This is a genomic window from Salinivibrio sp. YCSC6 (assembly GCF_004916735.1).
In the GTDB taxonomy this organism is placed as follows: Bacteria; Pseudomonadota; Gammaproteobacteria; order Enterobacterales; family Vibrionaceae; genus Salinivibrio; species Salinivibrio proteolyticus.
In genome coordinates this window covers 962,517-989,315 of record NZ_CP039516.1, presented here as the reverse complement: position 1 = coordinate 989,315, position 26,799 = coordinate 962,517, and the positions used below count along the sequence as shown (strand labels likewise).

Sequence of the window (26,799 nt, the reverse complement as noted above, 5' to 3'; positions counted from 1 at the left end):
TTTTTGCTTAAACCTCGACGTATCTACCCACATGACACACTTCAAGCTTTTTTTCTCCACGTTACTTTTTTTCACGCTTAGCGGCTGTACACAGCAAGCCAGCAACTTAGCCGACACTTATAGCCTGCTATACAAAGGCTTCCCAGACGCTCAATACAGCCAAGAAGAGATCCAAGCCTTGCCCTATGCCAGCATTTATGCACGCTTAGGAGATGGCCCACGCGGTTTTTTGGTCTTAGCCTACGCTGAGCCCTTCTCGCACAACCAAACCGCGTTAAAATGGATGTCTGCCGACAGCGAGGTGATTGAAACTGTCTCTGGTCGTATTGTTAAAACATTAAAACTTCCTGGGACCAATTTAGCCAAGCTCGATAGTGACACGCCCGATCCACTCGCGCTCGGTCTGCTTAACCCGACGACGCCTGCTAACTGGCAATTTCGCATCGACTTTGTCCCCGGTTATCATTTCGGCTACAACGCATCGAGCACCTTTGAAAACAAAGGCGCGGACCAAGTGGCCATTAATGGCATCATGCGTGACGCTGTTTTCTTTGAAGAAACCGTCACTATCTCCGCACTGAATCACACTTACACCAATCAGTATTGGCTTGCGCCAACCTCAGGAAAAGTGCTCAAAACCATTCAGTACCCCGCTCCCAATATGGACGCGATAAGCATCAGCTTCCTAAAAGCGTATCAGGGGGCGCAATAAAATGACGAATCAGTCAATGACATTAGACTTTTTTAAAACCTCGTCTCACCCCATCATACGGTGTTTTTTTAATCTCGTGCTCTTGAGCAGTATGGCCATCGGGTTGATATTGTCACCACAGGCAATCGCACAGCCCGCCCCGCTGCAACATCAAATCACCGTTGGCGATCAGACCATCGACTACGACACGCCGCCACGACTCAGCGATGCGGTGATGGCAGCGCTCAAACGCACTCAAACCAACATCGCCGATGTTTACTGGCACGGCGCCGGCTTGTACGACATTACCCTACCTAGCCGCCTTGCACTAACAGCGATGGCTGCCGCTGAGAACCAAGTGATCATCCAAACCGGCCAGCCACAGCAACGCTGGCGACAACTGGTCCGCACACTGAAAACATTTACCGTGGAGCGTCGTGCCAAAGTCTCACTCGACCCTGATCTCACGCGCGTCGACATCAGTAAAAATCCACGTTTAGATGGTCAGTGGCGACTCGTCTTTCCTCAGCGTCCTGATCATGTATGGGTATTGGGTAACGTCGCGGCTCCCGGTCAATACCCTTGGAAAGTGCGACAAGGTGCGGCTGATTATCTCGATCACGCCAATGCCAATACACTGGGCAAATCTTACGCTTGGGTGGTACAGCCTGATGGCGCGATTGAAAAACACGCTATCGCATATTGGAATGCATCACACCAAGATATTGCGCCGGGTGCGGTGGTCTACCTGCCCCTGCCAGTAAAAGGACTGGCGTCCTATCCTGACACGGTTGATGCCAATCAACTTGTTCTCGACTATCTCAGTAACAGGCTTCCAGAATGAAAACCGCTGTATTTACCCATTCTGCTCTAGCAGCCGCATTGATCTGTGCATATTCCGCGCATGCAGACAGTTTTTCGTATCCAAGTCTTTCGTATTCACAAACAGACTTTGGCGGTGTTGGCTTAATACAAATACCCTCAGCTCGTACCGTGCCCGAGGGAGGGTTTAGCCTAGGCACCACCTACAACGAAGATTACTTACACTATCATGCGTCACTGCAACTGTTTCCTTGGCTAGAAACGACCATTCGCTATACCCAAGTGCACGATGTGCTGTATAGCTCCAACCCCGACTTTAGCGGCGACAACAGCTATACCGATAAAAGTATCGATGCCAAGCTCACTTTGCTGAATGAAAGCTACTGGCTGCCTGAACTAGCAGTTGGGGTGCGCGACTTAGGCGGTACCGGCTTATTTGACGGCGAATACATCGTGGGCTCCAAACACGCCGGCCCCTTTGACTTTACCCTGGGAGTGGGTTGGGGATATTTAGGCAACCGTGCCAACCTACGCGGCGATAAAACCCTTGGCAACGATTGCGATCGCAATACCGGATACAAAGGTAACGGTGGCAACGTCGACCTTGATCGTATGTTTACAGGCTGTATAGCTCTGTTTGGCGGCGTAGAATATCAAACTCCTTTTGCCCCCTTGTCACTCAAGCTTGAATACGATGGCAATGACTATCGTTCAGATTTTCCAACCTCTAGAGAAGGCGTATCGCTGCCAGCCGACTCGCCATGGAATGTAGGCTTGGTCTATCAACTTGCGCCGTGGGCTGATATGCGCCTTAGCTATGAACGTGGGAATACCTTCACCGCGGGACTAACGCTGGTGAATAACTTCAGCGAAGCGGATCCTTTTTGGCTTGACGACCCGATAGCCGCTTACACCCCAAACGCGACAACCGGTGAGTTAAGCGAGGCCGAATGGCAGCAGTTAAGTGAGCAGCTCGCGAAAAATGCCGGTTACACAGACAATCGCGTTTATTACGATGGTGAACAAATTACCGTCGCTGGCGAGCAAAATAAGTACCGAGATCGCAGTGAAGCCCATGATCGTGCGGCACGCTTACTGGCGAATACCGGCCTTGATGCCACGCGCTATAAGCTGATTGAAACCAAAAACCGCCAACCCATGACAGAAACCATCATTGATGCCGACCGTTACGCGCAAATCGCGAACTACGATTACGTCGGCGCCGACATCAAGGATGCGACTGGAACGATCGCTGCACGCTCACCACAAGGTGCGCTGATGGGCGATGCCGATGATAATTTCCGCGCCGGCCTTGCGCCTAAACTGCGCCAATCGATTGGTGGGGCGGAAGACTTTTATCTGTATGCTATCGGGGTACTCGGAACCGCGGAATGGTTTATGAACGATCACATCGTCGCCTCTGGCGAGGTGTACGCCAACCTGTTCGATAACTATGACAAGTTCAATTACACCGTGCCGCCCGATGGTACAGACTTAAAACGAGTCCGCACACTCACCCGCCAGTACATTGATGAGCGCTACCGCATCACCAATTTACAGCTCACCTACTTTGATAAGTTTGGCGCCAATTGGTATACCCAAGCGTACGGCGGCTACCTTGAAGATATGTTTGCCGGTGTGGGTGGCGAAGTGCTTTATCGTCCTTACAACAGTGACTTTGCGCTAGGGGTAGACATTAACTATGTAAAACAGCGTGATCCAAGCTCCGTATTTGGCTTGTTCAGCCAAGAGCGCCAGTATAGTGACGAAGACCAACGCTATTACCGCGTTCAAACCGGCACTACGACCGGCCATGCGACCTTATATTGGCGAGAGCCACTTGGCCTGTTTGAAGGCACTATGGCGAAAATAAGTACGGGGCGCTACCTCACCGATGATATTGGTGTCACGATTGATGCCTCCAAACAGTTTGATAGCGGGATCATTGCTGGCGTATTTGCGACCAAAACTGATCTTTCTGCCGAAGAGTTTGGCGAAGGTAGCTTTACCAAAGGCTTTTACATCTCGATTCCGTTCGACTTATTGTCTGTTAAACCCAACACCAGCCGTGCAACCATTTCTTGGCTGCCGCTACAACGCGATGGCGGACAAAAACTGGGCAGAAAATATTCGCTTTATGATATAACAGATGCCCGTTCGCCTTGGAGCACTCGCCCTATTCAATAATAAAACCGCCCGCTTTATGCGGGCTTTTTATTATTAACAACATCATTAGTGTTTTATTTTTGAGACAAATACATCGCTCTCATTTATATCAGCGAAGGTGCTGCCATCAATTGATGATTTTTTTGTCAAAAGTTGTTCAAAAAAATACCATACACGCTGCCCAGCTTTATTAATATCACAGACTGGTGTAATATCGCGCCACAAACTATAAAGGAGAGACACTGTGTATTTTTCTGCAACGGACTTGATAGCACTCTTCGTGTTGTCGACGTGTGTGCTTTTTTTAATGCGTAGGTTCGCCAGGATTGTGGGACTCGTCGATAAGCCCAATGTACGTAAGCTACATTCAGGTGCTGTTCCACTGGTAGGTGGCATTTCTATCTGCATCACATTATTATATTTCCTTTGGGATAATGCCGACCTAATTCCACACACAGATTTATACAGTCTCAGTATACTTGTTCTTGTTATTATTGGCGCCCTAGACGACAAATTTGATATTAGTTATAAGATTCGCTTTTTTGTGCAAGCCTTACTTTCTATTGCCATGGTAGAGGTCGGCAATATTGAATTAAGCACGATTGGCAATATATTAGGCACAGGCAATATAAACTTAGGAATTGCTGGCTATATTATCACCGTATTTGCCGTAATTGGTGCTATTAATGCCTTTAATATGGTAGACGGTATTGACGGTTTGCTGGGTGGTCTTTCTATTGTCACATTTGCGGGTATCGCCTTTATGATGACCACCGTCAACCATTACGATCTGGCTTATCTATCTATCGCCATTATTGTCGCGATGACACCCTATATTCTATTTAACCTGGGCCTACTTGGCCGCAAACGTAAAGTGTTTATGGGTGATGCAGGTAGCATGGTGATTGGCTTTACCATCGTCTGGTTTTTGCTACTCTCAAGCCAAACCGGTCAACAGGCCTCGATTCGTCCTGTCACCTGCTTATGGCTGATCGCGATTCCGCTCATGGATATGACAGCGATTATGATCCGTCGTATACGTCGCGGCCACTCGCCCTTTAAGCCAGATCGCGAGCATCTACACCATATTTTCCAACGCTTAGGCTTAAGCTCGAAACAAACTTTGCTAGTTATTTGTGGCTTTGCTGCACTTTTCGCCGGTTTCGGCATTTATGGCGAGTTAGCTGAAATCAGTGAAAGCATCATGTTTGCAAGCTTTATTCTCTGCTTTATTCTCTATGCGACTCTGCTAAGCTACGTGTGGCGCATCACCACATTTATCCGCGCATTTCGCAAACAAGATAAGCCAGAACATGCGCTTAACGGTTAATCCGTACTGAAGCTCAACATAACGATCGGACAATAAAAAAGCCCGCATTTTCGGGCTTTTTTATTGGAAGGTTTAACAGCTTAATCAATTAGATTGATAGAACGCTTTGTACCACTCTACCAATTCAGTCACACCCTGATCGAGTGAGACTTGCGGTTTATACCCTGTCGCTTTAAATAAGTCTTGTGTATCCGCGTAAGTTTGATAAACATCACCAGGCTGCATTTCACGGAAGTTCTTTTTCGCCTCAATGCCAATAGTACGCTCAATACATTGAACAAATTCCATTAAATTCACCGGCGAGCCATGTCCGATATTATAGACGGCATAAGGCGCAGAGCTAGAAGCTGGCGTGCCTGCTTCAACGGTCCAATCATTGTTGCGTGATGGAATAACATCCGCAATACGCACCACGCCTTCAACAATATCATCTACGTGAGTGAAGTCGCGCCACATATCCCCATTGTTATTAATATCAATGGTTTCACCTTTTAAAATCTTATCGGTAAAAATAAACGGCGCCATGTCAGGTCGACCCCATGCGCCGTATACCGTAAAGAAGCGAAGCCCTGTCGTCGGGATATCGTACAAGTGCGAGTAGCTATGGGACATAAGCTCATTCGACTTTTTCGTTGCCGCATACAAAGAGACGGGGTGGTCTACCGAGTCTGAAGTTTGAAACGGTACCTTTGCATTTAGACCATAGACTGAGCTCGAAGAGGCATAAATGAGATGTTTTACCTTCGTTTGACGACAGCCTTCTAACACGTTCAAGTGCCCCACTAAGTTGGCATCCGCATACGCATGTGGATTTTCAATCGAATAACGCACCCCTGCTTGCGCAGCCAAGTGAATCACCCGATCAAATTGATGCGTCTCGAACAACGCTGCCATTTTCTCGCGGTCGGCAATATCAAGTTGTTCAAAAGTAAAATTCGGGTGTTCGATGCGGGCTAGACGCGCATGTTTTAACGATACATCGTAGTAGTCATTCAGGCTATCTACACCAATAACATGATGACCAGCGACCAAAAGCTTTTCTGCTGTAGCGCTACCGATAAACCCAGCCGCACCAGTGACAAGATATTTCATTGTCAATTCCTTATGTTTGTCTAACCAATTAACTGACGCTATTAGGCTTTTAGTGCGCTTTCTACTGCGTCCATATATTTGTTTATAATGATCTTTTCATCGAATGTGCTTTGCATTTTTTCGCGACTTGCCTGTCCCATTATCAATCGTTTCGAGTGGCCTACTTCAATCATTTCTTTCATCGCAGCATAGAGGCTTTCTGTGCTTTTCGGTTCACAAAGATATCCATTGACCGAATGATCAACGGTTTCGCGGCATCCCACATTATCCGTTGTGATAATCGGCTTACCCATCGCGCCCGCTTCTAGTAAGGATTTCGGAACTCCCTCACGGTAAAAAGAAGGCAGTACCACACAATCAACCTCTGCCATCTCATCCTCAACTTTGTCGGAGACACCTAAATAAGTAACGACGCCTTCGTCGACCCATTGTTGCATCTCTTCTTTACTTACCGCTGTTGGGTTATTAACCCCTACAAATCCAAGCAAACGGCACTCTACACTATCACCGTATTCTGCTTTTAGCTTTCGGGCCGCTTCAACATAGTGGCCAATCCCCTTGTCATACAACATTCTTGCTACGACTAAAAACCGCACCTTGCCGTCATCATCGCTGGGGCGAGCAGAAAACCGTGATAAATCCACACCTGACCCCGGCAACCGATCAGTGATCGATGGATTTGCTAGGTGATTATCTAGAAACAACGCTTTGTCATCTTCGTTTTGGAAAAAAATTGTATTCGCAAAGCGTTGGCTAAATTTATATAACCATTTTGCAATCGTTGCTGACACACCTTGATTGATAAAGATAGCCCCAAGGCCAGCAATATTATTTACCGACTTCCCACCGAAAATCTTTGCAGCTACTGTGCTATAAATATTATTTTTTGGCGTAAAGTTCAATACAACGTCAGGGCGTACATTTCTATAAATCGATAAGAACCCAATAAAAGTCTTTAAATCCTTGATCGGATTCGTCCCTCCCTGATCGATATCAACCGGAACATACCGTGCACCTAGTGCCTCGAGCTTTACTGAGTACTCATCTTTTGGAGCAATTGCGTAGACTTGATGTCCTTTATCAATCAGTGCTTGAATGGTGTTTTTTCGAAAATTGTAGAGGTACCAACTGGTGTTGGACGTAATTACAATACTACTCATACTATTTTCTACCCTCAGCAAGACAGCTGTATAATTTTGACCACTTACCTGATATGACTTTCATGGAATATTTATCTGATACTTTTTCACGATTTAGCATGCCGATCTTTTTATAACTTGATTCCGAAAGACTAAGTGCTTTAAGTATGTTATTTGCAAGCGCTTTACTATCATTAGGACGGCATAGATAATTATTATTCCCAGCCACCTCACCAACACCTCCACAGTCCGTAGCAATAACCACTTTCTCACATGCCATTGCCTCTGCAACTACTAATCCGAAGCCTTCCCATGCTGATGATAACAAGAAATAATCTGATGCATTCATCCATTCCGTAATATCTGTCCTCGCTCCTAAGAAAGTCACTTTATCATCGAGGGATAGTTGCTTAGTTAGGCACTTGATACCCTCCAACTCATCTCCATCCCCTATGATTACTAAGTGTATGTCATGCCTATAATCAGCGACTAATTTAAAAGCTTGGAGCATATTAGGGTAGTCTTTTGCATGAGTCATTCGACCGACTGCAAGAAAAACTTTAGTATTTTGGCTTACTGATAATAAGTTACGATAGTAAATCCTAGACGAGCTGTCATGGTAGAACCTACATGTATCTATGCCGTTATACATAACCTTAATTTTATGCTTAGGCACCGCACCTCGATTTACCGCGCAGCTAGCAGCATCTATACTCACACTGGTGTTCATATCACAAACACAGTCGGTCAACCTATACACTAGCATTCTCCACCAACTGCCTTCATTAGTTGTATGGGATGTGCAAATAAGAGGTACCTTTAGAAACATCAACTTCAAAACTCTTGAAAATATGTTTGCGTGAAACATATGGCTGTGTATTAAATCAACATCTCTTACTTTAAGTATTTTCGCGGTGTAAAGTAGTGCTTTTAAAAAGCCCATAGGACTCTTTTTCATCCCAATCTCTTCAACAACAATGGACTCTCTCTTTGGTTTTATCTTTCCACAACTACCAAGTGATATGAGTGTAACGTTATTCCCCAAATAATCCTGATAATCAGCTAAGCTACAAACTTGTTGCTCTGCACCACCCATCCCCAGACCGGTAATAATATAAACTATGTTCATTAGATATTCCCTAGAACTTTCTTGCTCAGCAGAAGATAAATAACTAAAAATATAACAAAAGCACAAAAGCAAGGCACATGAAAAATTAGACTAGGAAATTTGTTAAAACCACTATAAGAAACAAAACTAGTTAGATAAGCCCTATAAAAAGGCTAGTAAAATTAAAATTTTCAGTACCACTTTAAAGCTTGATTTTTACTTTCTGTAAAGAAGAAAAACAAAGCCACTACAAAAATTCCAACCAATACGAAAAATAAGAATCAAACTGGTAACTCGAAATATAGCCACTATAAAGAGTCCAAACGACAAAGGCTAATGAAGATGAACATAACAATATGGCATTACCAAAATATTTAAGATCCCTTTTTCTTTTCGGCTCGCCTTTCTTTGAAAACAGCATCCAACAAAATGTTCCCATCAGAATAAAGTAATATGAAAACCTATCAGCTATCGTTGAAGAAATATAGGAAAATGAAATTATTAATGGAAACGAAATTAGGACTAGATACACAAGTCTTCTTTCTAATAAGTCCAATTTATGCCAGCCCTTATAGTATAGGCTAAATAAAAAAGTAGGTACGATTAAGTATAAAGCCCGCAAATATAGTCCAGCACTATCCATTGACGACTCAACATATTGACTATAGTAATTCAGCATTATATTGATGATAAGAGGACTAGTAACTATTAATGGAATAAATATATATCTTTTCTTACCATCAATAAAAAGCAGGGGGATAAAGCAAAGTGCTGATATATGGAAAGAGCCAGCAACAAAAATAGCGATTAAAAATTTGATTTTTTGTTTATTGATCAGAAAAGATAATGCATACAAAAACAAGCTTAATGCAACAGCTTGGCGAGTATAATTCATTCCTGACATAACCAGATGATAGGGTGCGACAATAGCTAAAAAATAGAAAGGGTTGAGATCTAATTTTTGGACTGGTTTAAACGTAAAATAAAAAAATAAAATAGTCGACAGTAGTATTACAGTAATAATCCCCTCGCCTATATAATATGCGATTATATTTAATAGTTTGTATCCGACCTCTATGGTGGTAAACTCATAAATATTGCCATACAATATATTTCGATTGTACACATTAATGTAATTAAACCAATCAACACCGACTTGATAACGAAAACCGTAGACTAGAACAAGAAGAGTCGTAACGAATACGATGATTTTTGGCTTATCTTTTTCTCGGGTTCTCTCATAGAAAACACCAGTAAATAATAAAAAAAATATTGTCAAATAATATATTAACATTGGTTACATTCACTATAATTTATAGCAGTTTAATCTAATTTCGAAGTACGATAGCTACTTACATCAAGAAGACAATATCATCACCCTAAGACGCTACACTGTATAATACCGATATTCATGTGTATTTCTTAGTCGTTCTCCTGATAATCAGATGTCATAACGAAGCCTATGACTTTTGGGACATTCACTATGCCACCACACACCCATATTAAATCAAGCATTTAATAACTTAGTGTATATTTTATTTTCTGAAAATTGACATGATTTTTATAAGACTTTTAGGCAAGTAAGATAAGACGATAATAGCTAGCGCTTTATTATTTTCACAAATATTACTCTTGAAAGCTTCATATAGCTTTTCTCGGTAAAAATGTAAGGCAGCGCTATCTGAATTTAATATGGCGGATTTTATGTGCATCTTTACGAATTGGATTTGGTGTTCCATATCGTCTATATATCTATCTAGAAAATATTGTGAAGCGGTAATATCACTCTTATTACTCATTCTTTTTTCATTAGCTTTTGTATCAATATATACTGATGAAACTTTAGCTAAGCCTACTAATTCTTTGCTATCTGTACATCGAATACCGAAACCCCAGTCTTGATGTTTATTTTGCTTGACGTCAAAGAGAGTTCCTTTGTGATATGGTTTATATATACTAATAGTTGAAGAACGTATATCACCACGGCATTTAAATAAAAAATCCCTAAAGTCCGTATTAGTATATTCGGTTATTATATTTTCTATACCATTACACCTAAAGCCACCAAAAATCACTCCTAGATTCCTATCTATATGCTCCTTCATTCTAATTTCAATGTGATTTTGAGAAAATTTATCATCACTATCAAGAAAAAAAACAAAATCAGACAAGCTATTATTAAACCCAATATTACGTGACATTGCCGCATTACTTTTTTCTTTTTTTTCAATGACTCTAATATTTGAATAATTTTTTGCTTTCTCTTTTAGGCTATCTATATCGTCAGAACAATCATCTATTAATAGTATCTCGTAATCTAATTCACCCCCTTCAAAACAAGCGCAAACCGAGTCTAAAGTTTCTTTTATAAATTGGTTACTATTATAGGTTGGTATAACTATACTGACGTTCATTTTCATACAATCTCAAATTTGGAATATTACTTTATATTAGAAGTCTAAGTCAAAACTATATCAGTTGATAAAGCCTCAAAATAACTTAGAAACAGATTAGTAGTTCATACATCAATCTCTTTTTAAAACATCATGATTTTCTTTAGTGTAAAATATACTCTGAGCTCTATAAAGAGTCTGAGCTAAGTTTATTTTCTGAATTCCACTTAACTCATTTGATAATAACAAGCTTTTTATATACACATCATCTTCAAATATTTCTAAGTTACTTCTATGTGAGGTTAAGTGGTCAACCGTAGTTTTCCATGCTTGATCTCTAAATACTAGCTTCCAATCGCCCCAAGGTCCCTGATTGCCTTTAATTATCCCTAGACGTTTAGCTATGTTACGATGTAACCAGATGCCAAACTGAATAGGCATGTTTACCCACCAACTGAAATATGGTAGTCTTCCGTCAGCGTGCATGGTCCACTTACTAGCTTTTAAGTAAGGTTTCATAGCGCGATTAAACAATCGACGATTAAGCTTCCAAGAAGTTGGTACGGCCGCACTAATTTTAACGGCTTCTTTGCACATAAATGGCTCATAACTTTTAAACAAACGACGCGTACTATAAAGATTTGGAATAGCAACTCTCATTGACGCAGGTCTAAGGACAAACCACTCATGTGCAGACAATGGCCGTTCGCTAAAACTCTCATTATAGTGGCTTCGTCGTCGGTTGTTAATTTTATATAATATTTCATCCTTTATTACAGGATTCTTTATTATTTTAGTTCTAGACTCTCCAGAAATTGGAAAATCAGGAAAAAATTGAAACCGCTCTGCACTTTTTAACTTGTGCGCATAGGCAGCTTTCAGCAAAGAGTCGGAAAAGTAACCTCCAAATACAGCGTGATACTTTGAAAGGCAATATTTTTTATCAAACCCTAAACTATGTGCATGAAAATATTGATGACCGGCGCCAACTAAGCAAGATGCTGCAGGCATAATGTCCAAATAATGTGTTTTACACCTAAAGCCCACATTGAACGTAGAATCATAGATTGCTGCAATTTTTTTAGCGATCCTCCCCTCTCTATTCATTTGGTCTAGAAAAATATAGGCATCGCGACCTTTTCTGTCAGCTAAAAGACCAGAAAGTGCTCTTGAGTCTTCTCCTGCACTGATAAATTGAGCTATATCGTTATCGTTCATTTTTTCACTAATACGATCAACGTATCCTGCTATTCCTACACGTAAAGCTTCAGCCGCTTGATTAAGATTATTATAAGAGTTTGTTTCTGTAGGTAACCAGTAACAATCGACAGCCTTTGTAGTTGAATTGTGAAATGTAGTTACGCAGGAGGGCTTACTTTGACGGACATGTTTATAAAAAGTGTAAGGGTATGTAATAAATCCGTTTAATACAAAATCAGCCAGAGAAACTTGATCAAGCTCATCTAAAACACCAGCGGCACTTGCTAATACATCAACATGAGTACCAAGATATAAGGAGTGATCTTTTTGACAGGTGTATACAGGAATAAATGACATCAAATCGGTTACTGTGGTGATGACTCCTGTAATTTTGTTAACCAATATAATTGTGAATGGGCCGCTTAGGTCTTCATCCCATTGCATCAAGCCATCAACAATCCAACGGTCATAGATGGATTTTGTAGCAACGGATGAATCAGCTTCAACAAGAAAGTCATTATCACGAAAGTAAAGTATAGGACCACCAATAACCAACATTAAATGCTGTTTATTCTCGTAAGGGAGAAATCCATTATAGTGCTGTTTGGTAACTGCAAGACTCCCCCAATTACCATGAAATTCGTAAGCTGATGGCGCATTAGATTTATATATTGTTTTAAGATAATCGCGCAAATAATCTTTAGGCTGATTTTTAGAAGAAAAAATATAATCACTCAAAATTAATTTTCCTGCTTTTGATTAGTGTATATAGCACGAGGGAGAAATTTAGAACTACGCCTACTGAAGAAAAAAGCAAAACTGCAAGTACCTCATCACTGAAAAGCACAAAACCGGTATATAAAGCTGCACACCTCAAAAGGATACTAATGATTTCATACACGAGAAAAGCATCCTGCATACTAAGAGTAGCTATAGCTGCCACACTTGGTCTATTGAGGAAGCCAAAATATAACCAAACAGCCATCCATCTTGCATACTCTCCGGCGATAACCCATTCTGGACCAAATATAAAAGAAAATAGCCAAGGGCCAAAAGCGACAACAGCGGCATACGGAAAAAAACCGACAGCAGCTAAAGCCAATGTGGCTTTAAGTATTAAACGAAATAGACTTTCTTGATTATGCGAAGCTTCTGTGAGTCGAGGATAAAAAACGTCACCAACCGACTTTCCTATAAGCGTTGTTGGTATACCCATTACGGTTTTACCCAATGTGTAAAATCCTGCAGAAGCAGGACCAAAAAAGCTGGCTAACATTAGAACTGGTAAACTTTGTGAAAGAGCATTTATAGCAACCTGAGGGGCTCTGAAAAGTGGAAAGTCTTGATACTTCAATGCAATGCCTTTTATATGACTAGACTTTTCTTTGTACGTTTTACTCGGGAGACTATTTGGCTGTTTGCGTATACCCAACCAAAGCAAAAATGCATGCAACAGGTTTGCTACTGTAGCTAGGACTATAAGTACTAATGCAACAGGGTGAAAGCAACCTATCCCAACTTTAGCTATGTTCAGACTTATTGATTGGATAATTGCAGCTTTTGCAGTAACTTTAAATTGCTTTTTACGAATTAACCATTGTTGAAGAATTTGATAAAATGCTGAAAATAGCATAGCAGCTGGTATCAACAATAAAAAATGAGCAATGTCTTTAAGGTTCAGTAAGTCCGAAATAGTGTGTCTAAATAATAGCAGAATAACGGTCAATAAAACCGCCATAGTAAAAGATAGAAAAGCACTTAATTTAGCTATACCTACTGCATCTTGGTCTGATTTAGGTAGAACAATAGCGATAGGGTAACTCAGCGCTGCTATTGGCGTAACAACAGCCAGTATTGCCATAAAAGTGCCTAATAAGCCAAAGGCTTCGGGCCCATAAAGCCGAGTGATAACTGGAGAAAAAGCCATTGAGATAGCTTGAGCTCCCGCAGTACCAGTTGCAACAATCACTACATTTCTTATGAACTTGCTTTTAGCGATTTCTTGTATTTTTTTGAGCATTATTATTTAATTGCTTATATAGTCACACTGTCAGCATGTAACTATATTTTTTGTAAAATTTTTATCATTTTATAAATAAGGGCCAAGTTGCTCAGCCCTTACTTTAAGCTTAATCCGTCCCAAACAAATCACGCGTATAGACTTTGTCGGCACTATCGCGGATTTCATCAACCATGCGGTTGGCGACAATCACATCAGCGCGTTGTTTAAATGCTTCAAGGTCGTGAGTGACTTCTGAGTTAAAGAAAGTGTCTTCTTTTAACACTGGCTCGTACACAATCACTTCAACGCCTTTGGCCTTAAGGCGCTTCATAATCCCTTGTATGGATGAGGCACGGAAGTTGTCTGAGCCCGCTTTCATGATCAAGCGGTATATGCCCACCGTTTTTGGTTCACGGCGCAAAATGGCGTTGGCGACAAAATCTTTGCGGGTGGTGTTGGCGTCTACAATGGCCTGAATCAAGTTGTTCGGCACGTCGTTGTAGTTGGCAAGCAGTTGGCGGGTGTCTTTTGGCAGGCAGTAACCACCATAACCAAACGATGGGTTGTTGTAGTGGTTGCCAATGCGTGGGTCTAGCCCTACCCCTTCGATGATTTGGCGAGTATTCAAACCGTGGGTTTCAGCGTAGCTATCAAGCTCGTTAAAGTAGGCAACGCGCATAGCAAGGTAGGTATTAGAGAACAGCTTAACGGCTTCCGCTTCGGTCGAGTCGGTAAAGAGTACCGGCACGTCCTTTTTCAGCGCGCCTTCGAGCAAGAGGCTGGCAAAAATCTTTGCGCGCTCACTTTGCTCACCCACAATAATGCGCGAAGGATGCAGGTTATCGTAAAGGGCTTTGCCTTCACGCAAGAACTCAGGCGAGAAAAGGATATTATCGCTTCCCATCTCTTCTTTAATCTGCTTGGTATAACCCACAGGTACAGTCGATTTAATCACCATAGTCGCTTGCGGGTTAATGGCCATCACATCACGAATCACCGCCTCGACAGAGCGGGTGTTAAAGTAGTTGGTTTCTGGGTCGTAGTCAGTTGGCGTGGCGATGATAACAAAATCAGCGTCTTGGTAGGCTTGGTGTTTATCTAAGGTGGCAGTGAAGCGCAGTGATTTGTTGGCCAGAAAGTCTTCGATTTCCGCATCAACAATAGGGGATTGCTTTTGGTTGAGCTGCGTTATTTTTTCTTCATTAATATCGAGCGCGACTACATCAAAATGTTGGGCGAGCAGCATCGCGTTAGAAAGGCCCACATAGCCGGTGCCTGCAACTGCAATTTTCATTGATTTTTCCTTGGGTTACCTAGCTGTAAAAGAGAGTTATTGGATTTAACCGTGATAAATAGACACGCTACCGCCCGGAGGTATCGCTCCCCACTGCGCGGTGATCACAGATTTTGTATATTTTTTGAGTCGTTTTGTTTGTGATCTCACAATGCTGGCAAAATGATGCCTAGCACGGTGGAAAAAATGCCTGCAGTATTCTACACATTTTTGCTTCGGTTGAAAGAATATGGCGGTTGTTTTATGTACTGATTTTGCTTTATGTTCATATATTAAACAAAGGCTTACTTACCGCTGACAATTTTAGCTATTCGTTGACCCTATCTAGTTTCATGCTCATCTCATCATTTCGGCTGAATGGCTTTTCATACTTCTGTCTATATATCGTGATATACATCACTTTTATCTAATCTTTGTTTCATTTTTTTCTATAAAAATTTTTTATCTTTTTTAGTGAGTTACTGCTCCTTTCCCCTACCTGTCTTATTTTTGAAGCGTTATTAAGTTATTTATCTATTATTAAGGTATGTAAGCCGTTTGATGCGCGTCGGGGCTTGACCTTTAAGCAGTGGTTAAGAGTAAGGAGGGCCTATGTCCCTTGTCTGCCCCGTGTTGTGGAAAAAATTAGGTATGGCATTAGGTATATTAAGTCTATCCATATGGATGGCGGGTTGTACGGTATCGAATGGCGATCACCGCGTAGTTACCACCCATCCTCCGATTGACATGGTCAAACCTTCTTCCCTGCTAGAGCGTGGTAAATTCGGTACCAGTGTGCCAATTACACCAACATTGAGTCTCACTGCGGCGCATGTTGCCGACTTTTCTCGCGATAAAGTGATCGCGGTGCATCCGCGTTGCGATGTCGCATTGATCGAGGCCGATAATCGAGGCTTAGCGCTGCCGCCACTCGGGTTAGTTTATCAAGGTGATGCAATAGAGGTGTATGGTAAATCAAGTGCGGGGAATGTGCTTAACGCGAGCGGCCACTATTATATGGATTTAATGATCTCGGGCTTTAAAGAAGTGGAGAATTGCCCTTCGAGCATTACCGATGCGCCAGTACGCGGCGGCATGAGTGGTGGCGGTGCCTTTAACAGCAATGGCGAGTTGGTGGGAATTTTAGTTGGGTTTGCACATCCAGAGAAAACCACGCTCGATAACGGTGAGCGGTTAGATTTGGCGCGAATGACGATTTTTGTTTCGATTAACTATATTCATGCATGGCTTGAAACCAAAGCCGCACGCTATGGCGGGCTGAGCCCCTTAGCTTTACCCGTTGAACAAGATATCGCCCACAATGAACATGTGACAGAGATGACATTGCTGAATTCTCAGCCTTAGTGACAGTACCCGTGCAAAAATAGGTCGACATTGCCGAATGTTGGGCGGACCCTGCCTATGCAGAATCTGTTCTAGGTTGGCGCGCACAACGGTCTTTGCAAACCATGGTAGCGGATACCTGGCGTTGGCAATCAATGAACCCAAATGGGTATGAGGCCTAACCCACAGGCTCGTCGAATCCATTAAGGGCCGAACAACTCGGCCCTTGAAGTCAATTGTCAGAATCAAGAGTTCTACTCTTCAAATTAATAGCTCTTTGATACCCGACGCTTTATAGAGTAATCTTATTCTTTCGTTACGTGGGCTCAACTTCTCATTATGAGGAATTAGGTTATAAATAGGCATTTTAGGATAAAACACTTTAGCCGTGTATTGTGCTGTTGAATTCATGCCATATAAACAGGATAGTTGTATTTTTTTATCTATTAACTCGAGCTCTAAAGGTAAAGTACTTCGATGATAGGTGAGATTTTTAATACTCGCTATCTTTTCTGAGACCTCCTGAGATTCTGTACGGTGTGGAAAATAGATAATACCCTTTTCGTGACCTTTCGAAAATTGTGACACGCGATCGATGTAAGATGATACAGACTGTCCACCTTTATGCCCTACAGCGCCTTGCCCAATAAAACCAACAGGTGCATGCTCAGAGAAAAGATTGTTATGATTGTAACGTGCCTTTAAGTGGCGAAATGTATTCTTTTCAATGTTCACCACATTGCTATTCAAATCAAAAATGGTAAACAGCTCCAAATTTTCTCTTGGCAAAGACTTGGTGGTGGGCTTACAGCCATATAACTTCAATAGGAAATCTTGCAATGGTCGGCTTCGGGAGTACGTTTCTTGAGGTTCAATAAACTCATGTAACTCGTTAATTGTTAATGTGCCATCATCAAAGTATACATCTTTATTTATATAAAAGTTTTCTGCAACTAACTTGGTCCGCCAAGCATTGTACTCACCATAGAAAAACGTATCAATATGGTTTCCTTTAGAAATATTTTTTATCTCTTTTATTGCTCTAGGAATGTTTATTGTTCTGTTTTTTCTTGTTGTTGTGATTACATAATCCCAGTCACGCGGATTGAAGATTTTTTCCTGCTGTTCAATACCAAGCGAACTACTTTGATTTACTAAAAAAAGCACGTTATTTTTGGTTTGGTAATGTTTTTTTGCTTCTAAAGCACAAAGGTATTGGAAAGGTGAGGTCACTAAAAATAAATTCATACATTACTCATCATAACTATTTTTAAGCGCCACTGTGATTGACATGGCGCTTAAAATTATGCTTATTGATTGTTATAGCTCTATTTGTCAATGCTTGGAGTGCTAATCATCTCCCAACAGAGCGGTGTGCCGAACCCTATGTCAACGTTGACTGGTTTGCCAATCACAGCCTCCAAGTACTTTGGTGCTAATCCAAATCCTGGACGAATGCTGCGCACATGCTCGTCTGTTAGCACTTCACCTGCTTTTATATCTTTTACAACATATAAAGAACGACGAAATTTCACATTGCCTTTCTCAGCTTCGGTCCGCTCATAATTGACGTGACCCAGTGCTTGCCAGGCTGTTTTGGTATCTCGACAAAGAGCTGCGAGTTCAGCCGGCTCCAACGAGAAGCTATCGTCTGGGCCCCCACCATTACGATCTAACGTGACATGTTTTTCGATTAGGCAGGCTCCTAATGCGACAGAAGTGACTGCCGTTGCATTGTCAATGGTATGATCTGATAGACCAGACAGTACGTTAAAACGCTCAGCCATATCTGCAATAGTGCGCAGATTATATTGCTCTGCGGGCGCAGGGTAACCACTGACACAGTGCAGCACCACCAGCTCTTGGCAACCATTATTTTTAGCTACCGCGATAGCTTCTTGTATCTCTTCTTCGTTCGCCATGCCTGTAGAGATAATCATGGGCTTGCCTGTTTGCGCGACCCGCTTAATAAGCGGCAAATCAATCACTTCGAAAGACGCAATTTTATAGGCCGGCGCATCTAGCTCTTCTAATAAGTCTACGGCAGTAAAATCAAAGGGAGAGCTAAATATCGTGATACCCAACTCTTTGGCTTTGTCAAACAGTGGTTTGTGCCACTCCCAAGGCATGTGTGCACCTTTGTAAAGTTCATACAAGGTTTGCCCGTCCCAAAGGCCGCCATGAATTCGAAAGTCTTCACTGTCACAATCTAGAGTAATTGTGTCATGTGTATAGGTTTGAAGTTTAATCGCGTCGGCACCGGCTTTTTTTGCCTCTTCCATAATTTGGAAAGCACGATTGATATCGCCGTTATGATTAGCTGATAGCTCTGCGATAATATAGGGGCTAAAATCAGGGCCGATTCTTTTTCCATCAATTTCAATATATTTTTTCATGGTTTAGTTACTTAATAAATTCACAATATCCGCGATAGAACTTTTTACCCACTGGAGGGGCTATATATGTAGACATGGGCAATCCTAATATGTTCTCAATTGCCCAAATTAAGTCACAGAATCCAAGTAGGTGTCTAAACATTACCGTACTGGAAAAGCGAGGATTTATTTCGAATAGTCTTGGGCCACTTTCGGTAAGACGTAATTGGAAATTGGCAGCTCCCTGCAGGTTGAGTGATTCAGCAATCTCTATGAGATAATCAGTGATATTACTGTTTTCAATCACTTCTCCCTTGCCGGTAAAGCCACCTATTAGAGTGCGCTTTAAAATGATTGTTCGGCACTCCTTATCACGACGGAATATACCGCAAGTATACTCCTGATCGCTCGGCAGTAATAGCTCCTGCCATATATAGCCCGTACAATCACTAATCTTTTCGCGCTGTTCAGCGGAATGTACGACTTGAATGCCTTTGCTACCTTGACCACTTCGAGGCTTAAACATACAAGGATAAGCTTGAGGTTCATTATTTTCAGCTAGTTCAGTCCAAGGCGCTTTCAGCCCATGTTTTTTCAAATGTCGAGCAGTATTAAATTTATCCAAAGCGATAGCTGCTGAGTTATAATCAAGCATCACTATTGGCACACCAAATAGTTTTTTTTCTTTTAAATCCAGCTTCAATATCGCCGTAATTTCTGCTTCGCTAGATGGTATAAAAAGCTCAATGCTGTGTTGACGAAAAATTTTTTCTAACGAGCTAAAATAATTAGCATTATCGGCTCTAGGAACAATAAAAAACTGATCAAAAACGCATTCACCGGGATTATCATTTGAGATATCACAGCCAAATACTCCTTGGAACTTTTCTTGCAATAATATTCGTCCCAGCGATATGCCTATATCTCCTCCAGCACCACTAACTAGAATGTTTTTGACGTAAGTATTAGCAGTCGACATGAATATTATTTCTCTTCAAGATTTTTGATAAGTAAGGGTAATGCGGGTCGGTTTCTTGTGTCTGCAAACATAGCGATGTGCTATCAAAAGGCACTCGATGTGTTGTTAGAGCTCGGTTCTCTGTATTTAGAATCACATAACTGGCTAGTGAGCCTACGTCCCTGGGTTGTCCTACAGACCCAGGGTTGACTAATATGCTGGTACCATTAATAAAAGTTACTGGATAATGAGTGTGTCCAAAAAAGGCGTAGTCATAGTCTGTAATGACTTGGTTGATGCGCTGCCTCTTCGTATCAGGATAAAGATATTCATCAGTTTTTTTATCACTTCCATGAAACCCCCCAATATGAATGCCTTCTACTTCAAACCCTACACTTTGAGGAAGCGTCTTGATCCAGTCCAGATCCTCGTTCTCTAGCTGGTCTAAAGCGATTTTTAGGCCACTTCCATATTTTTTATGGCAGGCAGTCGCAAAATCATCATTATGTTGACAGCGTAGTAATAGTTGCTCATGGTTTCCCTGGATCACGAATAAATTGGGTAATTCTCTTACAAAATCTATAACAGCTTTGGGCTGGTAGTAATACCCTACCAGGTCACCTAAGATAAGGTGATATTCACAGCCCTGTTTGCGCATATGCTCACCAACAGCTTCAAGGGCAGTGAAGTTCGCATGGATATCAGAAAGGATCGCTATCTTCATTGCTTAATCAACTTGTACTTTTCAATCAACGCTTTTGCAACTTGTTCAGGACTTTTGAGACTATGATTATTTTTGTACTCAATAAACTGACCAACGTTTGGCATGGCCATACTCGAGCTTGCTCGAATTTTTTTTTGCATAGAGGTGTCCATTATACCGGGATCAACGTGTTCAACACTAACGCTTGGATCCTCTTTGGCCAATACGTCAAGATACATTTTAAATGCAGCCTTCGTAGAACAGTAACTCGCCCATCCCTCTATCGCATGGTTGGCTGCACCACTTGAGATATTGAGGATATTTATTTCGGCCCCTCTAGCCCAGATGAGCAAATCGGATACTAGCTTGGCCGGTGCCAATACATTGATATTATAGGCGGTTATAAGTTCAACGTGGTCCATCGACTTGACGCTGCAAATTGGATCAATAATGCCAGCATTGTTTATAAATGTTACACTTGATGGTGTGATACTAGGTAACTTCGCTAAAAGCGCACCAGACTCTAACTCTTTGAGATCTAATTCGATATAATTTGCGGATGATGTCTGATTAATGCGATATATATTTCTACCAATAAAAATTAGTCGCTTAGAGGTAGGCTGTTCGGTAAGGCTCTGGTGAATGGCTAGGCCAAGACCTCGGGTGCAGCCAGTCAAAATAATAACATCCATAGATTAAATCCTTAGCAGACTTCTGCAACGACTTCTGCAAGCCCACTCCCATCGACTAGCGCAGCCGCAGCTTGTGAATATTCTGAGTAGTTGTCGACCAATAACTGTAGAGCTTTTTCTAGCTGTTCTGCAGTCAAGTTATCCGGCATACTGACAGCCGCTCCGCGTTGAGTCACACGGTTAATTACCTCACTTTGATTCGAAGCAGTTTGGATTAAGAGTGTAGGGAGCCCCAACATGCACCGTTCCCAAGTGCTAGCGCCAGCCGCTCCAATTGCTAAATCACTGATTGCTAGCACCTGTGCCACATGTTGGCAATTAATTAATAATTCACAAGGAACTGCCATATGTTGGCATTGCTGTTTGATTGCTGCTAAATGGGGGCATTGTCTACCGACAATGACTGAAAGAATTAAGTCGAACTTAAGCGCAATTTTTTTTAGCAGGAGTAATAGCTGCACAGTATGATTGTGAGGGTCTGTACTGCCAAAGTTTATCACCATACGTTGAGGTCTAGTGCATTCAGCTCGGCGTCGCAATGCTATTTCCCGAAATTGGAAGAATTCATCACGTAAAAGGCAATACTTTTCACCGGTAAAAAGGCGCATGCTATTAGGGGTTAATTTATGGTATTCCTCAGGCTGACGCCCGCACGTTTGATCCAGAAGAAAGTCGCCACAATGGTCACGATTTGCTAGATCGTCAATGACAAACAACTTGCTAGCAACAGCCTTAACATGATTTTCCCAATCTATGCCGAGCCCATAGTGATCAACAACTAGCAAATCGATATTTGTACTTTGCCAAGCCTGAATAGCTCGTAGGGTATCTTCTGCGTCCTTTCGCCAACTTGAGCCTATCCACTGGGTATAATCGTGACAAAAATAGTCTGGTTCAAAATCTAGTGGAAGTAGAATAACTTCAAAACCGGCATCCAACACCTGTTTTTGATCGTGACCACTATGGTTTCGCATTACAAACAAACAATCCGCATTAGCAATTGCCTTCAGCTCATTCGCGAGGGTCAAACAACGACTGAGGTGACCACCTCCCATCGCTGTACCTGAGTCAACCCTAAATACTATTTTCATTAGTCTTTTCAGTTAGGATCTGATACAACAATTCGGCAACGTGCCAGTCTTCCACGGTATCAATATCCTGAGCGCGGTAGCGCGGGATTTTTACGATTCTTGAGTGAGGGGCAAACATACTTAAGCCTTGTTTGAAAGCATCAACTTTGCCCCAGTAAAACTGACCGGCGTCATGGTAGGTTTCAACAAGATCCTGAGACCGTGATTGCAGGTGTTCTAGCTGTAACATGTTCACTTCGCCATTTTTTTCTACAGTGATAGCTCGTTGAATAGGGAAAGCAAATGTCGTCGCACTGAAGGCAAATTCAACTCCTTCAGTATCAACTAGGTACAATCCCAACTGAATATCATGACTGCTGACAAATGGGGCTGTTGCGTAAATACAGCAAAGTTTGTCAATACTTACCCCCTGAGTTTCGTACCATTCAATAGCATGTTGAATAACATCCATGGTTGTTGCATGGTCATCTGATATATCAGCCGGGCGCAAAAACGGCACCTCAGCACCGTATTGCATCGCTACGTCTGCAATGTCTTGGTCGTCCGTTGAGACAATCACCTTATCAAAACAGTCCGAGGCAATCGCCGCTTCAATCGAATAAGCAATCATCGGCTTACCATGAAACGCTTTGATGTTTTTTCTTGGGATACGTTTACTGCCGCCGCGCGCAGGAATAATCGCAATATTCATATTACTCCGTCAGTACCGTTGCTAAGATATCAATCACTATGTCTTGCTGCTCATCCGTCATGGCATGAAACATCGGCAACGAGATGGCTTCTTGGTAGTATTGCTCAGCATGTGGGTAGTCACCTGCCCTAAAGCCAAGCGCCTGATAATAAGGTTGAGTATGAACAGGAATATAGTGCACGTTCACTCCAATACCATTTTGCCGCAATGCATCAAATACTTGCTTGTGGGTTTTTGATAGGCGATCCAACTGAAGTCGGATTACATAAAGGTGCAACCCTGAATAAGTATCCTTTGAGTGATAAGGCAATACGATGGGTAAACCTTGTAACTTTTCGTTATAACGATCAGCAAGGCGGTGACGAGCACTGACAAACTGATCCACACGCTGCATTTGGCTTAGTCCGAGTGCGGCTTGCAGCTCTGTCATCCTATAATTATAACCAAGCGCCACTTGCTGATAATACCAGTCTCCGTGGCTATCACCTTCCATGAATGAGGGCTCGCGTGTCACCCCATGACTGCGATAAAGCGCCATCGACTTGGCCAAGGTATCATCATTAGTTACCGCCACACCGCCCTCAGCAGTTGTAACAATCTTAACCGGATGAAAGCTGAAGACAGTAATATCTGAATACTGCCCACAACCAATCGGCTTATTCTGATACTTCCCTCCGATAGCATGCGATGCATCTTCTATCACTTTAAAGCCATACTCATCGGCCAGTTGCCCTATTGCTTGCATATCACAAGACTGACCACACAAATGCACGGCAACCACCACTTTCGGTAGTGTGCCAGTCGCTTTCGCATGCTTGAGTTTTACTTTAAGTTGTTTGGGGCATAAATTGTAGGTATGCGGATCAATGTCAACAAAATCAACCTCCGCGCCGCAATACCGGCCACAATTGGCTGATGCTACAAAAGTAATTGGCGTGGTCCATAGTCGATCTCCCTCGCCAAGACCGAGCGCTAGACAGGCAATGTGAAGCGCAGACGTAGCGCTATTGACGGCAAGCACGTGCTTTGCGCCGGTATACTCGGCAATAGCCTTTTCGAATGCAGGAACTTTTGGTCCCTGCGTTAGGAAGTCTGAATGCAGCACCTCAATGACTGCATCAATGTCATTTTGCGTGATGTCTTGCTTGCCGTATGGGATCATTTTTGCGTGGCCACCGTAAAATCAGGATCAATATACTGCTTTATTTTTTCACGTAAGCTGTCAACACTTTCCCATTGCTCATTCGTTCCTGAATTATATTTAAACCCAAATGGTACTTTCTCAGCATTGTGATGCGCCATGTATTCTTTTTCCGAGTAGGTGTAAGACACAGAAGGAAGGATTGCGTAGTAGTGACCAAGATCGATGGTGTTTAACGAGTCTGTATCGGTAATCATTTCTTCGTGCAGCTTTTCGCCAGGGCGAACACCGATGACTTTAATTTCACAATCAGGTGCGACAGCTTTCGCTACGTCTAAGATTTTGTAGCTTGGGATTTTCGGTACAAAAATCTCACCCCCTAGGTGATTTTTGAGTGCGTACATCACCATATCCACGCCGTCTTGGAGTGAGATGTTAAAGCGAGTCATATCTTTATGTGTAATCGGGAGTACACCTTCATGACGCTTGTTCAAAAAGAATGGGATCACCGAACCCCGAGACCCCATTACATTACCGTAGCGAACCACACTAAACTTCAGATCACGCGAGCCTTTAATGTTGTTGGCTGCGGTGAACAGCTTGTCTGAAGCAAGCTTAGTCGCACCATAAAGGTTAATCGGCGCGCAAGCTTTGTCAGTAGAAAGTGCCACCACATTGCTCACTCCGCACTTCAATGCGGCGTTAATCACATTCTCTGCGCCACTAATGTTGGTGCGAATACATTCGGTCGGATTGTATTCTGCAGTATCTACTTGCTTAATCGCCGCTGCGTGAATGATAACATCGACTCCTTCACAAGCTTGAACCAAGCGCTCACTATCACGCACATCACCAATGAAAAAACGCATCTGAGGGTATTCTTTATGCGGATACTGCTGTTTCAGCTCGAACTGCTTCAGTTCGTCACGTGAATATACAATTATTTTTTTTACATTTGGGTAACGCGCAAGAATGGTTTGGATGAACTGCTTACCGAACGAGCCCGTGCCGCCGGTGATAAGGACTGATTTGTGGTTTAGCATAACATTTACAATCTAATCGATAAGTATGATTGTAAGTATATTACATTTAGTTTCTTGTGTTTATCCCCCTAGGTGCCTATTTACGTTATAGGTCGCTTAACTGCACAAAGCTATGAACAGTTTTTAATCAAAACTCAGGCTTAGGTAAGCGACTAACGTTACTCACAGTGCACGCGTAGCTATGATATGTGTATAATGCACAGGCATCTAAGCGTTATGTTGTTCATGGAAGCCAGATACAAATTAGGGGAAAGGCTCTTGCTGACCGCGTCTCATCGAAAACTCACGAGCTCATTGTGTTTGACCTACTTCGCTACCTTACTTGTTACACCGGAATCTTATAAGTATGTAGCCGCTCTGTTGGCTATCATCGCTTTGTTTATGCTACCAATCACGTGGCAGACATTGAAATCGCGTCCAGCTATGCTGGTCAGTGGGTCGCTATTGCTATATTTTTTGGTCACACTTGTCTTTGCCTTACCAAGCGGACACTACACACAGCTGGATATGCCCAGCCGCACGTTATTAGCAACTTTGGTTTTTGCATTACTACTGACCTACCCACCTTCGCTTAAGTCCATTTTTTATGGCTGTAGTCTCGGGGCCTCTGTCGTGGGGGTCATCGCACTGTATCAGCACTATGTACTCGATATTCGCGCGCTTTCAACAAACGGATATATGTCTATTCAGGCGGCTGGGATGACTGCGAGTTTGAGTGTCTTCAGTATTTTTGCCTATGTCTATAGCTGCCAGCAACGACTCTCCATCTTAAAGGCTATTGCCTTTTTAGGCGTCACCCTGGGGTTTAGCGCAACATTATTTAGCGGCGGCCGCGGGGCTTGGATTATCACTCCATTCGTCGCCTTGTGGGCCGCAATATACTATCGCAAGACGTTCTCAGGCCGCGATTATTTAGCGATAGTAACGAGTGTTGCTTTAATTGCAGCCATGACCCTAGTTCCCGCGCTGAACCGTGCTGGTTTAATCCTATCGGATATGGAAAGCTACGAGCGAGTCACCAATACCACACTCGCTACTCAACCTACCAGCCACCAAGAGAAAGAGCCAGTCATAACTCAGACACCGCTGATTAGTAACTCTCTAGGAATTAGACTTGAACTATGGAAAGCAGCGCTTTTAATAGCGGCTGAACACCCTATCACAGGCGCGGGCTACTCAAATACAACTGAAGCCAAGCAAAGGTTGGTTGAACAAGGTGATTCGGACGCCATTATAGTAAGCTCCAGCCGCGCTCATAACCAGTTTTTAGAAGAGTTACAAGTAAAAGGCCTAATCGGCTTTGGTACACTGATTTTCTTACTCGTCACGCCTTGGGTTGTAACAAGAAGCATTAGAGATAATCAAACAAACAGCATCCCCTTTTCCGTTGTTTTACTGCGTTGTCATCTCATATTGATAGCTGGCTATATGTTAACGCAGCATTATATTAATCACCATTCTGGCATCCTGTTCTTTTCCATGGGAGTAGTTATTTTCGCAAGCATAGCGATAAGAGGAGAAGAGAGCGAGATCGCCTAAAACCAC

At 42.5% G+C, this 26,799-nt stretch carries 24 protein-coding genes and 1 pseudogene; 7 read left to right on the top strand and 18 right to left on the bottom strand.

All coding sequences use genetic code 11. The features are described from left to right. Nucleotides 1-31: 31 nt before the first annotated feature. From E8E00_RS04410 to E8E00_RS04400, 3 genes are all read left to right on the top strand, one after another. On the top strand, nt 32-712 hold the full coding sequence (locus E8E00_RS04410) for a YjbF family lipoprotein (RefSeq protein ID WP_096629180.1): 681 nt from the start codon (nt 32-34) through the stop codon (nt 710-712). Between the two features lie 91 nt (nt 713-803). Then, the gene (locus E8E00_RS04405) at nt 804-1,535 is read left to right on the top strand and encodes a capsule biosynthesis GfcC family protein (protein ID WP_168174042.1); all 732 of its coding nucleotides are present in this window, start codon (nt 804-806) and stop codon (nt 1,533-1,535) included. Further along, complete coding sequence (locus E8E00_RS04400) at nt 1,532-3,700, top strand: YjbH domain-containing protein (RefSeq protein WP_096629186.1); 2,169 nt, start codon at nt 1,532-1,534, stop codon at nt 3,698-3,700. Before E8E00_RS04405 ends, E8E00_RS04400 begins: the two co-directional genes overlap by 4 nt. A gap of 45 nt (nt 3,701-3,745) precedes the next feature. Here E8E00_RS04400 and E8E00_RS17290 read toward each other — a convergent pair whose 3' ends face one another. After that, nucleotides 3,746-4,090: a hypothetical protein gene (locus E8E00_RS17290; RefSeq protein WP_240531962.1), complete on the bottom strand. Its 345-nt coding sequence runs from the start codon at nt 4,088-4,090 to the stop codon at nt 3,746-3,748. Here E8E00_RS17290 and wecA point away from each other — a divergent pair. Beyond that, nucleotides 3,987-5,009 (top strand): UDP-N-acetylglucosamine--undecaprenyl-phosphate N-acetylglucosaminephosphotransferase, encoded by a 1,023-nt coding sequence (gene wecA, locus E8E00_RS04395; RefSeq protein WP_240531901.1) that lies wholly within the window; start codon nt 3,987-3,989, stop codon nt 5,007-5,009. The genes E8E00_RS17290 and wecA overlap by 104 nt on opposite strands. Before the next feature lie 84 nt (nt 5,010-5,093). Here wecA and E8E00_RS04390 read toward each other — a convergent pair whose 3' ends face one another. The 8 genes from E8E00_RS04390 to E8E00_RS04355 all read right to left on the bottom strand — a co-directional run bounded on the left by E8E00_RS04390 (nt 5,094) and on the right by E8E00_RS04355 (nt 15,237). Then, nucleotides 5,094-6,101 carry an NAD-dependent epimerase gene (locus tag E8E00_RS04390; protein WP_096629189.1) on the bottom strand — a complete coding sequence of 336 codons (1,008 nt, stop codon included), beginning with the start codon at nt 6,099-6,101 and terminating at the stop codon, nt 5,094-5,096. Between the two features lie 41 nt (nt 6,102-6,142). Further along, nucleotides 6,143-7,261, bottom strand: a complete 1,119-nt coding sequence (locus E8E00_RS04385) for a glycosyltransferase family 4 protein (protein WP_096629192.1) — start codon at nt 7,259-7,261, stop codon at nt 6,143-6,145. A 1-nt stretch (nt 7,262) separates the two neighbouring features. After that, nucleotides 7,263-8,369 (bottom strand): glycosyltransferase, encoded by a 1,107-nt coding sequence (locus E8E00_RS04380; RefSeq protein WP_096629195.1) that lies wholly within the window; start codon nt 8,367-8,369, stop codon nt 7,263-7,265. 226 nt (nt 8,370-8,595) lie between these two features. Continuing rightward, entirely contained in the window at nt 8,596-9,642 is a 1,047-nt protein-coding gene (locus E8E00_RS04375) for an EpsG family protein (RefSeq protein ID WP_096629198.1), read from the bottom strand. Between the two features lie 241 nt (nt 9,643-9,883). After that, complete coding sequence (locus E8E00_RS04370) at nt 9,884-10,768, bottom strand: glycosyltransferase (protein ID WP_136588358.1); 885 nt, start codon at nt 10,766-10,768, stop codon at nt 9,884-9,886. Between the two features lie 105 nt (nt 10,769-10,873). Next, the gene (locus E8E00_RS04365; protein ID WP_136588357.1) at nt 10,874-12,679 is read right to left on the bottom strand and encodes a hypothetical protein; all 1,806 of its coding nucleotides are present in this window, start codon (nt 12,677-12,679) and stop codon (nt 10,874-10,876) included. After that, nucleotides 12,672-13,961 carry a lipopolysaccharide biosynthesis protein gene (locus tag E8E00_RS04360; RefSeq protein WP_096629209.1) on the bottom strand — a complete coding sequence of 430 codons (1,290 nt, stop codon included), beginning with the start codon at nt 13,959-13,961 and terminating at the stop codon, nt 12,672-12,674. Before E8E00_RS04360 ends, E8E00_RS04365 begins: the two co-directional genes overlap by 8 nt. Before the next feature lie 109 nt (nt 13,962-14,070). Next, complete coding sequence (locus E8E00_RS04355; RefSeq protein WP_096629211.1) at nt 14,071-15,237, bottom strand: nucleotide sugar dehydrogenase; 1,167 nt, start codon at nt 15,235-15,237, stop codon at nt 14,071-14,073. 591 nt (nt 15,238-15,828) lie between these two features. Here E8E00_RS04355 and E8E00_RS04350 point away from each other — a divergent pair. Both E8E00_RS04350 and E8E00_RS17475 read left to right on the top strand, forming a co-directional pair. Further along, the gene (locus tag E8E00_RS04350) at nt 15,829-16,581 is read left to right on the top strand and encodes a serine protease (protein WP_096629213.1); all 753 of its coding nucleotides are present in this window, start codon (nt 15,829-15,831) and stop codon (nt 16,579-16,581) included. Nucleotides 16,582-16,607: 26 nt separating this feature from the next. Further along, a pseudogene (locus E8E00_RS17475) lies at nt 16,608-16,742 on the top strand (UDP-glucose 4-epimerase); the annotation flags it as partial. Between the two features lie 79 nt (nt 16,743-16,821). Here E8E00_RS17475 and E8E00_RS04340 read toward each other — a convergent pair. From E8E00_RS04340 to pseB, 9 genes are all read right to left on the bottom strand, one after another. Then, on the bottom strand, nt 16,822-17,808 hold the full coding sequence (locus E8E00_RS04340) for a glycosyltransferase 52 family protein (RefSeq protein WP_096629216.1): 987 nt from the start codon (nt 17,806-17,808) through the stop codon (nt 16,822-16,824). Between the two features lie 80 nt (nt 17,809-17,888). Next, nucleotides 17,889-18,956, bottom strand: a complete 1,068-nt coding sequence (pseI, locus tag E8E00_RS04335; RefSeq protein ID WP_096629218.1) for a pseudaminic acid synthase — start codon at nt 18,954-18,956, stop codon at nt 17,889-17,891. 7 nt (nt 18,957-18,963) lie between these two features. After that, nucleotides 18,964-19,914 carry an ATP-grasp domain-containing protein gene (locus E8E00_RS04330; protein WP_096629221.1) on the bottom strand — a complete coding sequence of 317 codons (951 nt, stop codon included), beginning with the start codon at nt 19,912-19,914 and terminating at the stop codon, nt 18,964-18,966. Next, nucleotides 19,901-20,617: a metallophosphoesterase gene (locus E8E00_RS04325; protein ID WP_096629223.1), complete on the bottom strand. Its 717-nt coding sequence runs from the start codon at nt 20,615-20,617 to the stop codon at nt 19,901-19,903. The genes E8E00_RS04330 and E8E00_RS04325 overlap by 14 nt, the downstream gene beginning before the upstream one ends. After that, nucleotides 20,614-21,288 carry an SDR family NAD(P)-dependent oxidoreductase gene (locus tag E8E00_RS04320; RefSeq protein ID WP_096629225.1) on the bottom strand — a complete coding sequence of 225 codons (675 nt, stop codon included), beginning with the start codon at nt 21,286-21,288 and terminating at the stop codon, nt 20,614-20,616. The genes E8E00_RS04325 and E8E00_RS04320 overlap by 4 nt, the downstream gene beginning before the upstream one ends. An 11-nt stretch (nt 21,289-21,299) precedes the next feature. After that, complete coding sequence (pseG, locus tag E8E00_RS04315; RefSeq protein WP_096629227.1) at nt 21,300-22,379, bottom strand: UDP-2,4-diacetamido-2,4,6-trideoxy-beta-L-altropyranose hydrolase; 1,080 nt, start codon at nt 22,377-22,379, stop codon at nt 21,300-21,302. Continuing rightward, entirely contained in the window at nt 22,363-23,070 is a 708-nt protein-coding gene (gene pseF, locus E8E00_RS04310; RefSeq protein WP_096629230.1) for a pseudaminic acid cytidylyltransferase, read from the bottom strand. Before pseF ends, pseG begins: the two co-directional genes overlap by 17 nt. A 1-nt stretch (nt 23,071) precedes the next feature. Next, nucleotides 23,072-24,232, bottom strand: a complete 1,161-nt coding sequence (pseC, locus tag E8E00_RS04305) for a UDP-4-amino-4,6-dideoxy-N-acetyl-beta-L-altrosamine transaminase (RefSeq protein WP_096629232.1) — start codon at nt 24,230-24,232, stop codon at nt 23,072-23,074. Beyond that, nucleotides 24,229-25,254, bottom strand: coding sequence for a UDP-N-acetylglucosamine 4,6-dehydratase (inverting) (gene pseB / locus E8E00_RS04300; RefSeq protein ID WP_096629235.1), 1,026 nt, complete (start codon nt 25,252-25,254; stop codon nt 24,229-24,231). The genes pseC and pseB overlap by 4 nt, the downstream gene beginning before the upstream one ends. 300 nt (nt 25,255-25,554) lie before the next feature. On the opposite strand from pseB, the gene E8E00_RS04295 reads away from it, so the two are divergent. Next, nucleotides 25,555-26,793 carry an O-antigen ligase gene (locus E8E00_RS04295; RefSeq protein WP_168174043.1) on the top strand — a complete coding sequence of 413 codons (1,239 nt, stop codon included), beginning with the start codon at nt 25,555-25,557 and terminating at the stop codon, nt 26,791-26,793. Nucleotides 26,794-26,799: the final 6 nt, after the last annotated feature.